A 12,682-nucleotide genomic window follows, 5' to 3' on the forward strand; every position below is an offset into this window, starting at 1 on the left:
GGCCGGGCCCGGCCGGGACCCAGCGGCTGGCCGCGGTCAACACGGCGGCCACCGGCGCCGGCGCCTCCCCGGCGCCCGTCTCCGGCGGCATCCCGGTGCGCGGCTTCGTCCGCGGCGCCGAGAGCGCGCCCGTGGCGCAGGCCGCGGTCACGCTGATCTCGCTCGGCGGCCGCCAGCTCGGCCGCTCGGTCGCCCAGGCCGACGGCTCCTACGCGGTGGACGCGCCGAACGCCGGGTCCTACGTCCTGATCGCGTCCGCCGACGGCTACCAGCCGCAGGCGTCCACGATCGTGGTCAACGACGAGCCGGTCGCCTACGACGTGCTGCTCAGCGGCACCAGCGGGCTGACCGGTCTGGTGCGGGCCGCGGCGAACGGGCAGCCGGTCAAGGACGCCATGGTCATCGTGACCGACGTCCGCGGCGACCTGCTGGCCACCTCCACCACCGGTGACAACGGCGACTTCACCCTCGCCGAGCTGGTGCCGGGCACGGTGACCGTGGCGGTCAACGCCGCCGGGTTCCGGCCGCGCGCGCTGCCCGTCGAGGTCGGCGGCACCGGGGTCACCCGGGTCGAGGTCGACCTGGAGGCCGGCGCCCGCGTGCAGGGCGTCGTCAAGGCGCCGCACGGCGCGCTGGCCGACGCCCGGGTGACGCTGGTCGACGCGGCCGGCAACGTGGTCGGCACCGCCACCACCGGGTCGGACGGGGCGTACGCCTTCACCGACCTGGACAGCGGCGAGTACACCGTCATCGCGACGGGCTACCCGCCGGTGGCCACCTCCCTGACCGTGAACGGGCAGGGCGCGGACGGCCACGACATCGAGCTCGCCCACCCCGGCGAGTAGCGAGACCCCGGCCCGTGGTGGCGTGCGCGCTCTGAGCGGAGGTGCGCACGCCCGCCACGGGCCGGTTTCTTTACTTCTTTTCCGACCACTTTTTGAGCCTTTGCAGGGAGAAAACGGGATGGGACTGACCGCGAGGATCCGAACGCGGGACGGATGGGCCGTGTCGCACGCGGTCGTCACGGTGACCGACATGACCGGCACGCAGGTACTACGCGCCGAGGCGGACGCCGAGGGGGCCGTACGGGACACCACCGAGCTGCAGCCGGGGGCGTACACCGTGATCGTCACCGCCGTCGGCTACGCGCCGGCCGCGTCCAGCGCGATCGTGACCGCCAGCGGCCGGGCCGAGGTCGGCACGGTCACGCTGGCCCGGCAGGGCGGCACCGAGCTGCCGCCGCCGGGACCCTGGACCATCGACCCGGCGCACTCCAGCGTCGCCGCGGTCGCCCAGCACCTGGGCATTTCCAGCGTGCACGGCCGGTTCACGGACTTCGCCGGGCTGCTGGAGATCGCCCCGGACGACGTCACCAAGTCCCGGGTGGAGGCGGTCATCAAGGCCGCGTCCATCGACACGGGCAACGGCATGCGGGACACCCATCTGAAGTCGGCGGACTTCCTGGACGTCGAACGCTTCCCCGACATCACCTACCGCTCCACCGGCGTCTCGGTGGCCGGCCGGGACCGCTGGACGGTGCACGGCGAGCTGGGCCTGCACGGCGTGGTCCGCCCGGTCGACCTGGACCTGTCCTACCTGGGCACCGGCGCCGACCCGTGGGGCGGCACCCGGGCGGCCTTCAAGGCCACCACCGAGCTGCGCCGCGAGGACTTCGCCATGAACTACAACCAGGTCCTCCAGGCCGGCATCGCCGCCATCGGCACGACGCTCCGGGTCGAGCTGGACATCCAGGCGGTGCAGGGGGACTCACTCCCGGCCGCCTGAGCCGGCCCCGCCGGCCACCCGGTCCACCAGGTCCTGGCACAGGTCCCGCAGCTTGACGTTCCGGTTCTGCGAGACCCGGCGCAGCCGGTCCAGCGCGACCCGGGCGTCCACCCGTTCCCGGGACATCAGGATGCCGATCGCCTGGTCGATGACGCTGCGGGAGAGCAGGGCGGTGCGCACGTCGGCGACCGAGGAACGCCGCCGTTCGATGCGCAGCGCCGCGTCGACGGCACCGGCGGCCCGCTCCGCGAAGGCGCGGGCCGTCTCCCTGTCCTCCGCCAGCGAGCCCGGTTCGAGGCCGTAGAGATTGAGGGCGGCGCCGGTCTCGCCCTCCAGCGCGAGCGGCAGCGCCAGCACACAGCGCACCCCGGTGGCGCGCGCGTACTCGGTGTACGCCGGCCAGCGGGTCTCGGTGGCCAGATCGGGTACGTAACGCGGGCTTCCCGTCTCCGCCGCGTCCACGCAGGGACCCGAGCCGTTCTCGTACTGCCGGAGGTCCAGCCCGGCGGGCAGGCCCCGACTGCCGGCCAGGGTCAGCAGCCGGTCGGCCCGGCGCACGGTGATGCTGCACGCGACGGCGCCGGACACCTCCCGCACCGCGCGGTCGGTCAGATCGCGCAGCAGGGTGTCGAGGCCCTGGCTGCGCACCAAAGCGTGGTCCAGCGTGTCGGGCGTCTCGGCGGTCATGACGGTACGGATATCCCGTCGCCGCTCGTTAACGCCTGGGGGCGCCTCGGACCGGTTCGGTGCCGTGGGCCGGACCGGACCCCCGCACCGGACCGCACCGGCCCGGCCCCACCCGGCTCAGCGCTCGCCCGTGCCCCGCCCGCCGGGGGGCTCCTGGGTGTCGACGATGCGGCGGGCCAGGTCGCGGAGTTTGACGTTCTCCCGCTGGGACGCCTTGACCAGGCTCTCGAAGGCGCCGGCCGCGTCGATCTCCATGCGTTCCATCAGGATGCCGGTGGCCTGGCCGATCAGGTCCCGGGTGCGCATCGCCTCGGTGAGCTGCTCGCGTTCGGTCGCCGAGTCCAGGGCCAGGCTGACGTGCGCGGTGAACAGCCGGCCGACCCGGGTGGCGTCGTCGTCGAAGGCGCGCGGGCGGCCGGCGTAGGCGGTCAGGACGGTGAGACTGCGCCGGTCGGACCGGAGCCGCAGCGCCAGCGCGGAGCGCAGCCCGGAGTCGGACAGCGCGGTACCGGGGACCTCGGCCAGGCTGTCGTCCAACCGGGCCACGGGCACCGACCACAGGCGGTCCAGGAACGGGTGCGGCTCCCGGCCCCCGGGGCGCGACTCCGCGGCCCGTACGGCCTCGTCGGTCCAGGCCAGCACCCGGCGCTGACTGCCGCGCTCGACCACCGAGATGCCCGCCTGCTCGGCCCCGGGCACCAGGGTCACCGCCAGCCTGACGGCGGTGCGCAGGGTGCCGTTGGGAGTGACCGTCGCGTGCAGTTCCCGAGCCGCCGCGGTCAGGACCTCGGCCAGCTCGAAACCAGCCGGAAAACGCGGCACATCGGTAAATTCGGACGCAGTCACCACGAACCTCTTCGGCATGCACGGCCATACGGCCGTGCGCAGGAGAGCTCCGCAGCACATTCCCGACTGCGAGCACAGGACGGACAGCACTCTAGCTGCTCGGTTGCACGCAGGTGACGCCCGGCCGACCGTCCGCCCGAGCACCTTCCGCGCCCGGCCGTCGGCGTGGTGGAATGGGTGCCGGGTCAGGAAGCGGCCACCCCATTTCGGAAGCCGGACGGACGTCTGTCAGGTGAGTGACGTGACCTTCCTCCCCCCACCCGGTGCGCCGTACGAACCACCCGGCAGCACCGTGCTCGCACTGCCCCCGGAGATCGACTTCTGCAACGCCCCGGGGCTGCTCCCGCTCATCCTCGAAGCGGCCGGCCGCCGGCCCGGAGCCGATCCGCTGCGGCTGCTGGTCCTGGACCTGACCGGGACCGTCTTCATGGACTCCCAGGGCGTCCGGCTGCTCGACGAGGTACGCCACCGGCTGCCCGGCCGGGTCGGGCTGCGGCTGGTCGCCGCCCCGCACGGCGTGCCCAGCCGCGTCCTGGAACTCTCCGGCCTGCGCCGGGACATACCGGTGCACGACAACGTCGCGGAGGCGCTGGGACGGGCCGGCGGGGCCGTGGCCTGGAGGGGCGCAAGGGGCTTTTGACGGGCCCGGCCGGCAGCAGTGTGATGGCCTGCTGCCGACCGGCACCCGCGGGGCGGCGGCCCCATGTCGGCGGGGCCGCCGCCTAGGCTGGGGGCATGGCACCGAACATCGCGACGAACACCCGCGTCTCCCTGGCCGAGTTGCTCGACTTCGTCCGCCCCCGGCACCGGGCGCTGCTGCTGACCCGGCGGGCCGACGGCGGCCCCCAGGCGTCGCCGCTGACCTGCGGGGTCGACGACGCCGGCCGGATCGTGGTCTCGACGTACCCGGAGCGGGCCAAGACCCGCAACGCCCGGCGCGACACCCGGGTGAGCCTGGTCGTGCTGAGCGACGAGTGGAACGGCCCGTGGGTGCAGATCGACGGCACCGCCGAGGTCGTCGACAGCCCGGACTCCGTGGAGCCGCTCGTCGAGTACTACCGCAACATCGCCGGCGAGCACCCGGACTGGGACGAGTACCGGGCGGCGATGCTCAAGCAGGGCAAGTCGATCATCCGGGTCACCCCGGAGAAGTGGGGGCCGGTGGCCACCGGCGGCTTCCCGGCTCGGCTGGTGGAGGGGGACTGATCGTCCTGATCCGCCACCAGCCGTGCGTTCAGCTTCCGCCGGTCGGCTGGGTGAGGTCGTAGAAGGTGGCCGAACCGGCCGTGACCTCCTTGAAGTTCGCCTCCACCCAGGAGGTGATCTGCGCCGACGTACCGCTGTCGGAGTCGCTGCCCATGCCGCCTCCGGTGCCGCCGGAGACGAAGTAGTGGATCTTTCCTTCCGCCACGTACTTCTTGAACTGGGCCAGCGTGGGTGACGGGTCGGTGCCGTTGAAGCCGCCGATGGCCATCACCGGGTCGCCGGTGGCGAGCTGGTAGCTGGCGGCGTTCTGGGCGCCGATCGCGGCCGCGGCCCAGGTGTAGTCGTCGGCGTCGGTCTCCAGCAACTTCTTGGCCGCGGAGTCGACGTCGGCGCCGTTGAGCAGGCCGCCCATGCCGCCGCCTTGGCCGCCGCCCATGCCGCCGCTCTCGGCACCGCCCTGGGGCGTCTGGCTGCCGCCGTTCTGGTTCTGGCCGGGCATGCCGCCACCGGGGAAGCCGCCGGTGCCGCCCGTACCACCGGTTCCGCCGGTTCCGCCGGTTCCGCCGGTTCCGCCGGTTCCGCCGGTTCCGCCGGTTCCGCCGGGGGCGTTGCCGCCGCCCTGCTGGTTCTGGCCCGGCATGCCGCCGCCCTGGCCGGTGCCGCCCGGCATCCCGCCGCCACCGCCGGGGCCGCCGCCCTGGCCGCCGCCGGGACCGCCCATCATGCTCGCGCCGGACGGACCGGCCGTGACGATGGAACCGGTGTGGCCCTCGGCGAGGGTGCTGAGCGTGTACGCCGTGGGTCCGGCCAGTGAGGCCGCCAGGCCCAGCCCCGCCGCGGCGAGCGCCAACTGCCTCGACAGCCGCCCGGCGAAGACCAGTCCGAGCGCGGCCAGCAGGCCGCCGACCAGGACCAGCCACTTCAGCCACGGCAGGTAGTCGGGCGTGCGGTTGAGGAGTACGTACCCCCAGGCCGCGGTCGCCGTGACGGTGGCGGCCAGCACCAGCGCCACCCACAGCTCGCGCCGCTTCTCCCACAGCGCCGCGGCGCCGATGCCGACCACGGCGGCCAGGTAGGGGGCCAGCGCGATCGTGTAGTACTGGTGGAAGATTCCGGCCATGTAGCTGAAGACGGCCATCGTCGTCACCAGCGAGCCGCCCCAGGCCAGCAGGGTGGCGCGGGCCGCGTCGGTACGGGCCGCCCGGCGGGTCAGCACCAGGGCGCCGACCAGCAGGATCAGGGCGGCCGGGAGCAGCCAGGAGATCTGGCCGCCGATCTCGGAGTTGAACATCCGGTCCCAGCCGGTCTCGCCCCACTGGCTGGTGCCGCCCGTGCCGCCCCCGCCGCCGACGCTGCCGGTCTCCTCGCCGTTGATGCGGCCGAGCCCGTTGTAGCCGAAGGTCAGCTCCAGGAAGCTGTTGTTCTGCGAGCCGCCGATGTACGGCCGCGAGGAGGTCGGCCACAGCTCGACGATCGCCACCCACCAGCCGCCGGCGACGATCATCGAGACGGCGGCGAGGCCCAGTTGCGCGAACCGCCTGCGCACCCTGACCGGCGCGCAGACCGCGTACACCACGGCCAGCGGCGGCAGGATCAGGAACGCCTGGAGGGTCTTGGCGAGGAACGCGAAACCGACCGCCGCCCCGGCCCACAGCAGCCACTTGGTGCGGCCGTCCTCCAGCGCGCGGGTGACGAAGTACACGGTGAGCGCCATCAGCAGGGCCAGCAGCGCGTCCGGGTTGTTGAACCGGAACATCAGCGCCGCGACGGGGGTGAGCGCGAGCACCGCCCCGGCGATCAGTCCGGCCACCGCCCCGAACCGGCGGCGCACGCCCGCGTACACCACCGCGACCGTGCCGACGCCCATCAGCACCTGCGGGGTCAGGATCGCCCACGAGTTGAGCCCGAAGATCCGGACCGACAGCTCCATCGGCCACATGAACGCCGAGGGCTTGTCGACGGTGATGGCGTTGGCCGCGTCCAGCGAGCCGAAGAAGAACGCCTTCCAGGACTGGCTGCCGGCCTGCACGGCCGCCGAGTAGAAGGAGTTGGCGTAGCCGGAGGCGCTCAGGTTGTAGAGGTAGAGCGCCGCGGTGACCAGCAGCAGGCCGAGGAAGGCCGGGCGGGCCCAGCGCGGGTCCTCGGCACGGCCGCGCCACAGTCTCCGGGCCAGGGGCTGCTTCGGCGCCCCGGGAGGCGCGGTCGGGGGCGCGGTGGCGGGTGCGGGCGGGGGCGGGCTCCCGGTGGCGGGGTCGTCGGGGTCGGGGTCGGTGGTCCCCTGCCCGGTCGTCGCGTCGTAGTGCGTGGTCATCGGGGGTTCCTCGGGTCGGTGTCGGCGGGGAGCCGCGTCATCGCGTCCCGGTGGATCTCGTACGGGGCGGCCGGGCGCTGCGGCAGCGGGGGGTGTCCGTAGGGGTTCGGGTCGAACGGGGTCGCCGGCCGGTGGGTGGCCACCACGGTCGACGGCTCGGGGACGCCGGGGAGGTCCGCGTCCCGCTCCGGGAACACCCACGCCCGGAAGAGCAGGAACCGCAGCACCGTCGCCGCGAGGTTGGCGGCGATCAGCACCGCCAGCTCGGTGGAGTGCGCCGCGCCGTCCGTGGCCGCGTTCAGCGCGGCGAGCGAACCGCTGGTGAGGATCAGGCCGATGCCCCAGACGGCCAGGCCCTGCGCCTGGTGCCGGACGGCGCCGCCCCGGCCGCGCACCCCGAAGGTCAGCCGCCGGTTGGCGGCGGTGTTGGCGATCGTGGAGACCAGCAGCGCGAGGGCGTTGGCGATCTGCGAACCGGAGAAGGTCCGGAAGCCGCTGTAGAGCAGCAGGTAGAAGAGGGTGGAGAGGGCGCCGACGACGCAGAACCCGACGAGTTGCCGGGTCAGTCCGGGCGGCACGTCCTTGATGTCCCGGTCGCGCGGGTCGTCGCCGAACGGCCGGGCCAGCCGGTCCAGCGGCAGCGAACCGGTGGCCAGCGCCCGCCCGACCCGCCAGACGCCCTTGAGGTCGTCGGTGGCCGTCTTGACGATGTGCACGGTGGAGTCGGGGTCGTCGACCCAGTCGACCGGCACCTCGTGGATCCGGAGTCCGGCGCGCTCGGCGAGCACCAGCATCTCGGTGTCGAAGAACCAGCCGGAGTCCTCCACCAGCGGCAGCAGCACCCGGGCGACGTCGCCGCGGATCGCCTTGAAGCCGCACTGCGCGTCGGAGAAGCGGGCCTGCAGCGAGCCGCGCAGGATGAGGTTGTAGGAGCGGGAGATGAACTCCCGCTTGGCGCCGCGCACCACCCGGGAGGAGCGGGCCAGCCGGGAGCCGATCGCGAGGTCGGAGTGGCCGGAGATCAGCGGGGCGACCAGCGGCAGCAGCGCGTTGAGGTCGGTGGACAGGTCGACGTCCATGTAGGCGAGGACCGGGGCGTCGGACGCCGACCAGACGGTCCGCAGGGCCCGGCCGCGGCCCTTCTGCTCCAGCCGGAAGGAGCGCACCTCGGCCAGCTCCGCCGCCAGCCGCGCGGCGACCTGCGGGGTGGTGTCGGTGGACGCGTTGTCCGCGATCGTGATGCGGAAGGCGTACGGGAAGGTGCGGGCGAGGTGCTCGTGCAGTCTGCGCACGCACGGCTGGAGGTCCTTCTCCTCGTTGTAGACGGGGATCACTACGTCCAGGACAGGCGTACCGGCCCCCGCGGCCGGGAGGTGCTCCCGCGCCGGCAGGGTGCCCGGAGAAGAGTCGGTTCGCATGACACCGACTTTTCTCAACCGCCCTGTCGCACCCGTGTGGTGACGCTGTGCTGTGCCTGTGAGTGCGATGCCCAGTTTGTCCGGGGGTCGGGCGGGCCGGCCACGGGGGCGGGAAGCGCGGGTACATACACGGTGAACACCGTGCGTCCGGGCACGCTGTCCACGGTCACCGCGCCGCCGTGCGCGGTCGACACGGCCTGCACGATGGCCAGGCCCAGGCCGGTCGAACCGGTGGCCCGGGAGCGGGTGGTGTCGCCGCGCGCGAACCGTTCGAAGACGCGTGGCAGCAACTCGGCCGGGATGCCCGGCCCGTTGTCCTCGATGTCCAGGCAGAGCCAGGTCCCCTGCCGGCGCACCCGGGCGGTGACCGTCGTGCCGGGCGGGGTGTGGTTGCGGGCGTTGCCGAGCAGGTTGACCAGCACCTGCTGGAGCCGGGCGGCGTCCGCCGAGACCAGCGCCGGTTCGTCGGGCAGGGCGAGCCGCCAGTTGTGGTCCATGCCGGCCGCGCGGGCGTCGCTGACGGTGTCCACGACGAGCGGGACCAGGTCGGTCTGCTCGAACTGGAGCGGCCGTCCGGCGTCCAGCCGGGCGAGCAGCAGCAGGTCCTCGACGAGCAGGGTCATCCGGCCCGCCTCGGACTCGATCCGGCCCAGCGCGTGCCGGGTGTCGGGGCCGACCTGTTCTCTTCCCCTGCGGGTGAGTTCGGCGTACCCGCGGATGGAGGCGAGCGGGGTACGCAGCTCATGGCTGGCGTCCGCGACGAACTGCCGGACCCGGGTCTCGCTCTCCTGCCGGGCGTGCAGCGCGCCGTGCACGTGGTCGAGCATGCGGTTGAGCGCGGCGCCGACCCGGCCGACCTCGGTGTGCGGGTCGCACTCGGCCTCCGGGACCCGCTCGTTGAGGTTGACCTCGCCGGAGTGCAGCGGGAGTTCGGAGACCCGGGTGGCGGTGGCGGCGACCTTGCGCAGCGGGCGGGTGGCCACGCCGACGATGATCAGTCCGGCCAGCGAGGCGGCGATCAGGCCGGCCGCGGTGACGCTCACCTCGACGATGATCAGGGTGTTGATGGTGTTGTCGACGTCGGCGGTCGGGATGGCGACGTAGAAGGCGCCGCTGGGGCCCGACTTGTAGGTGACCCGGTACTCGCCGAGGCCGGGTACCTCCACGGTGTGCTCGTGGCTGTCCTGGGGAACGGAGGCGAGCGCGGCGGTCTGCGCGGCGTTCAGCGACTTGGCGTCCAGCGAGTAGTCCTCGTCGGACTTCTTGCCGTACGCGGCCTCCGTGATCTCGCCGTCGACGACCTTCGCCGCGATGGTGGCACCGGGCTGCGGGCCGTGGGAGACGAACTCGGTGACGTCGGTCGCCTCGTCGGGCTTCTGCCCCTCGGAGTTCTGCCCGTCGGAGTTCTGCCCGTCGGAGTTCTGCCCGTCGGGCTTCGCGTCGCCGACGACGCCACCGCTGCCGCCGCCGCCCTTGCCGGTGTCCGTCGGGCCGCCCGGCGGCGTGAAGTCGCCCGAGGCACGCATGGCGACCTCACCGAGCTGCCCGTCCAGCTGCTCGTACAGATGCGACCGCAGCGCCAGCGTGGTGACGCTGCCGATCACCGCGCACACCACCGCGATCAGCGCCACCGACGCGACGACGAGCCGCGTCCGCAGAGTGCGCGGACGCGGCCGACGCGGGCGCCGGCGCGGTCGCCGGCCCGTCATGACACCGCGGGCTTGATCAGGTAACCGGCGCCGCGCCGGGTGTGGATCATCGGCTCCCGGCCGGCGTCGATCTTGCGCCGCAGATACGAGATGTACAGCTCGACGACGTTGGCCTGGCCGCCGAAGTCGTAGGACCAGACCCGGTCGAGGATCTGCGCCTTGCTGAGCACCCGCCGCGGGTTGCGCATGAGGAAGCGGAGCAGCTCGAACTCGGTGGCGGTGAGGTGGATGTTGTCCCCGCCGCGCGTCACCTCGTGGCTGTCCTCGTCGAGGGTGAGGTCGCCGACGACCAGTACGGAGTCGGACCGGCGGTCGGCCGCGCCGGACCGGCGGATCAGCCCGCGCAGCCGCGCGACGACCTCCTCCAGGCTGAACGGCTTGGTGACGTAGTCGTCGCCGCCCGCCGTCAGCCCGGCGATACGGTCCTCGACCGCGTCCTTCGCCGTCAGGAACAGCACCGGCACGTCGGGCAGCTCGCGGCGCAGCCGGCCGAGCACGCTCAGCCCGTCCATGTCCGGCAGCATCATGTCCAGTACGACGGCGTCGGGACGGAACTCGCGGGCGGTCTGGATCGCGCCCTGTCCGTCCCCGGCACTGCGGATCTGCCAGCCTTCGTACCGCAGGGCCATGGACAGCAGCTCGGTGATCGACAACTCGTCGTCCACCACAAGCACTCGGACGGGGCTCCCGTCCGGCCTCAGCAGTTCGGTGCGCCCCTGGGGCGAGGTCGTGGTCATGTTCCACACCATGTCGGGGACCTCTGAGAACATGCTTTCCAGAACCTGTGATTTATCTGAGAAACCCACAGCCACCTCTCAGGAACCCTCTTCCCCACCACCGGGGCCCGCCCGGTGCGCACCGGGGCGGAGGCTGTGGCCGGCACCCACCGGGCGTCCAGCCCGCCCGCCGCACATCCCCCGGCGACCGCGTCAGAACAGCCCGTCCTGCCGCCCTTCGGCCGCCACCGCCCGCAACGCCCGCACCGGCAGGTCGAACCGGTCCTCGTCGCCGGCCGGTCCCAGCCCCCACCCGCTCATCAGCCGCGTATCCAGTACGACGACCCCACGCGCCGTCGCCAGATGCAGATCCGGCCCGGCCGCCGCCACCAGCTCACCACCGGCCGTCCCTCCCCCGACCAGCTCGGTCACCTCTGCCACCGGCGGAGCGGCGCCGGACGCCGCCTCCGCCAGCCCGAACACCCGGGCGTGATCGACCGCCCGGAACGGCTCCGGCGTCAACGCCTCGGGCCAGCCGCCCAGTCCCACCGCCCGCCCGTGCAGTTCCTCGATCTCCGCCGCGCGCTGGGCCGCCGTACCCGGCAGCACCGCCCGCACCGCGCGCTTGTGCGCGTACGGAATCCGGTCGGGCACCCGCAGGGCGGCCCGCAGCAGCTCCTCCGTGCGCCGCGCGGCCATCAGCGGCCCGCTGCCCAGCCAGCTGAAGCAGACCGCCCCCTGCTCCAGCAACCTGGCCGGCCCGCGCTCCAGCCCGGTGATCCCGACCTTCACCAGCCCGGGCCCGAACCACGCCAGATACACCCGGTACGGACGCGGGTCGTCCGCGATCGTGTCGGCGGCCACCGAGTGCGCCCGGTCCAGCCGGGCACACTCCTCGCACCGGCCCCCCGTACTCCGGCCCGGCACGACCGCCGCCAGCGGGCAGACGTTCCCCCGCGCTCCCGCACATCCGCGTCCACCCCCTTCCGCGACCCCGAAGGCCACCCGTTTCCCCCAGGTCAGCGCAGTACGCCGCCCGCCGTCCCAGACCAGCACGGGCCCCTCCGCCGACCACCGCAGCCCCGCGCACCGCCACATCCGTGCCATCTCTGTCGAGAGTAGAGGGCACCACTGACAGTCCCCGTGACGCACGGGTCGTCGGTGGCCGAGTGCCGGCCGCCGAAGGGGCCGCCCCGCCCGACTGGCCGTCCCGAGCGAGCGCCGTGGGCCGCCCGGCTGGAGCCGCTTCAGGTGGCGGTCCGGGACGGTCCGGAGCCGCTCCACCTCCACGTCGTCGTGCGCGCCCCGCTGGGGCACCACGGCGATCCCGATCGCGCGGTCGCCGCCGAGCAGCACGAAGAGCCGGGGTGCCGGGCCCGTGCCCGGAGGGCCTCTTCGAAGTCCTCGGCTGTCAGCCGGTAGCTGAGCTCGACCACCGCACCGTGATCCGCGCTCCGCTGCGCGAAATCCCCGCCCTTGGATGTGTCCATGAGGACCGAGCCCAGTGAAGCCTAGTGAGGGTTTCCCCTGGATCCGGGCCGCCGCTGCACGATTCACCTGACGTTCCACCGCAAAAGCGAGAGGCCCTGTGGATCTCTCCACAGGGCCTCTCGCTCGGCTGTGCACTCGGCAGGATTCGAACCTGCAACCTTCTGATCCGTAGTCAGATGCTCTATCCGTTAAGCTACGAGTGCTTGTCTTGCTGCTGTTCTGTTGTCGTCTCCGCCCCGTCCCTTCCGGCCCGTCGCGGCGACAGGAAGAACATTACATGACTGCCGCCGTCATGTGAAATCCGTTTGCCCTACCCCTTGTGACCTGCGGAAACCACGAAGCCCCGGCCGGGGCCGGGGCTTCGCGTTCTTGTGCGGAGGCGGAGGGATTTGAACCCTCGATGGGCTTTAAAACCCAAACCGCATTAGCAGTGCGGCGCCATAGACCGGACTAGGCGACGCCTCCAGACAACGCATCCCCTCGCGTGAGCGCGAGCGGTGCTTGCCGATGATG

The 12,682-nt window shown here is 73.0% G+C and carries 11 protein-coding genes and 2 tRNA genes; 4 read left to right on the top strand and 9 right to left on the bottom strand.

The annotated features are described in order from the left end of the window. Positions 1-845, top strand: an 845-nt coding sequence (locus ACTT8P_RS28205) for an MSCRAMM family protein (protein ID WP_442834582.1), incomplete at its 5' end; no start/stop codon positions are given. Positions 846-963: 118 nt separating this feature from the next. Then, the gene (locus tag ACTT8P_RS28210) at positions 964-1,785 is read left to right on the top strand and encodes a YceI family protein (RefSeq protein ID WP_442834583.1); all 822 of its coding nucleotides are present in this window, start codon (positions 964-966) and stop codon (positions 1,783-1,785) included. On the opposite strand, the gene ACTT8P_RS28215 is transcribed toward ACTT8P_RS28210, so the two are convergent. Continuing rightward, a complete protein-coding gene (locus ACTT8P_RS28215; RefSeq protein WP_442834584.1) occupies positions 1,768-2,472 on the bottom strand; it encodes a GAF and ANTAR domain-containing protein in 705 nt (234 codons plus the stop codon). The two genes, ACTT8P_RS28210 and ACTT8P_RS28215, sit on opposite strands and share 18 nt — an antisense overlap. A gap of 117 nt (positions 2,473-2,589) precedes the next feature. Then, positions 2,590-3,336 (bottom strand): GAF and ANTAR domain-containing protein, encoded by a 747-nt coding sequence (locus tag ACTT8P_RS28220; RefSeq protein WP_442834585.1) that lies wholly within the window; start codon positions 3,334-3,336, stop codon positions 2,590-2,592. Between the two features lie 223 nt (positions 3,337-3,559). On the opposite strand from ACTT8P_RS28220, the gene ACTT8P_RS28225 reads away from it, so the two are divergent. Then, a complete protein-coding gene (locus tag ACTT8P_RS28225; RefSeq protein ID WP_442834586.1) occupies positions 3,560-3,958 on the top strand; it encodes an STAS domain-containing protein in 399 nt (132 codons plus the stop codon). A 95-nt stretch (positions 3,959-4,053) separates the two neighbouring features. Next, complete coding sequence (locus ACTT8P_RS28230; RefSeq protein WP_442834587.1) at positions 4,054-4,524, top strand: PPOX class F420-dependent oxidoreductase; 471 nt, start codon at positions 4,054-4,056, stop codon at positions 4,522-4,524. A 28-nt stretch (positions 4,525-4,552) separates the two neighbouring features. Here the strand turns inward: ACTT8P_RS28230 and ACTT8P_RS28235 are convergent, their stop codons facing one another. The 7 genes from ACTT8P_RS28235 to ACTT8P_RS28265 all read right to left on the bottom strand — a co-directional run bounded on the left by ACTT8P_RS28235 (position 4,553) and on the right by ACTT8P_RS28265 (position 12,634). Next, a complete protein-coding gene (locus ACTT8P_RS28235; protein WP_442834588.1) occupies positions 4,553-6,835 on the bottom strand; it encodes an ArnT family glycosyltransferase in 2,283 nt (760 codons plus the stop codon). After that, positions 6,832-8,253, bottom strand: coding sequence for a glycosyltransferase (locus ACTT8P_RS28240; RefSeq protein ID WP_442834589.1), 1,422 nt, complete (start codon positions 8,251-8,253; stop codon positions 6,832-6,834). Before ACTT8P_RS28240 ends, ACTT8P_RS28235 begins: the two co-directional genes overlap by 4 nt. Positions 8,254-8,267: 14 nt before the next feature. Then, positions 8,268-9,962, bottom strand: coding sequence for a sensor histidine kinase (locus tag ACTT8P_RS28245; protein WP_442834590.1), 1,695 nt, complete (start codon positions 9,960-9,962; stop codon positions 8,268-8,270). Continuing rightward, positions 9,959-10,699, bottom strand: coding sequence for a response regulator transcription factor (locus tag ACTT8P_RS28250; protein WP_361159014.1), 741 nt, complete (start codon positions 10,697-10,699; stop codon positions 9,959-9,961). Before ACTT8P_RS28250 ends, ACTT8P_RS28245 begins: the two co-directional genes overlap by 4 nt. Positions 10,700-10,891: 192 nt before the next feature. Next, positions 10,892-11,785, bottom strand: coding sequence for a DUF2797 domain-containing protein (locus ACTT8P_RS28255; RefSeq protein ID WP_442834591.1), 894 nt, complete (start codon positions 11,783-11,785; stop codon positions 10,892-10,894). 514 nt (positions 11,786-12,299) lie between these two features. Continuing rightward, positions 12,300-12,372 (bottom strand) — tRNA-Arg (locus ACTT8P_RS28260). 171 nt (positions 12,373-12,543) lie between these two features. After that, positions 12,544-12,634 (bottom strand) — tRNA-Ser (locus ACTT8P_RS28265). Positions 12,635-12,682 lie beyond the last annotated feature (48 nt).

This window comes from Streptomyces sp. JW3 (genome assembly GCF_052216785.1).
GTDB lineage: Bacteria > Actinomycetota > Actinomycetes > Streptomycetales > Streptomycetaceae > Streptomyces.

What these genes read in the sequence shown, in the direction of transcription:
- ACTT8P_RS28255 (WP_442834591.1), bottom strand. Translation starts at nt 11,785, where the DNA reads ATGGCACGGATGTGGCGGTGCGCGGGGCTGCGGTGGTCGGCGGAGGGG.
- ACTT8P_RS28220 (WP_442834585.1), bottom strand. Translation starts at nt 3,336, where the DNA reads ATGCCGAAGAGGTTCGTGGTGACTGCGTCCGAATTTACCGATGTGCCG.
- ACTT8P_RS28250 (WP_361159014.1), bottom strand. Translation starts at nt 10,699, where the DNA reads ATGACCACGACCTCGCCCCAGGGGCGCACCGAACTGCTGAGGCCGGAC.
- ACTT8P_RS28215 (WP_442834584.1), bottom strand. Translation starts at nt 2,472, where the DNA reads ATGACCGCCGAGACGCCCGACACGCTGGACCACGCTTTGGTGCGCAGC.
- ACTT8P_RS28240 (WP_442834589.1), bottom strand. Translation starts at nt 8,253, where the DNA reads ATGCGAACCGACTCTTCTCCGGGCACCCTGCCGGCGCGGGAGCACCTC.
- ACTT8P_RS28230 (WP_442834587.1), top strand. Translation starts at nt 4,054, where the DNA reads ATGGCACCGAACATCGCGACGAACACCCGCGTCTCCCTGGCCGAGTTG.
- ACTT8P_RS28245 (WP_442834590.1), bottom strand. Translation starts at nt 9,962, where the DNA reads ATGACGGGCCGGCGACCGCGCCGGCGCCCGCGTCGGCCGCGTCCGCGC.
- ACTT8P_RS28235 (WP_442834588.1), bottom strand. Translation starts at nt 6,835, where the DNA reads ATGACCACGCACTACGACGCGACGACCGGGCAGGGGACCACCGACCCC.
- ACTT8P_RS28210 (WP_442834583.1), top strand. Translation starts at nt 964, where the DNA reads ATGGGACTGACCGCGAGGATCCGAACGCGGGACGGATGGGCCGTGTCG.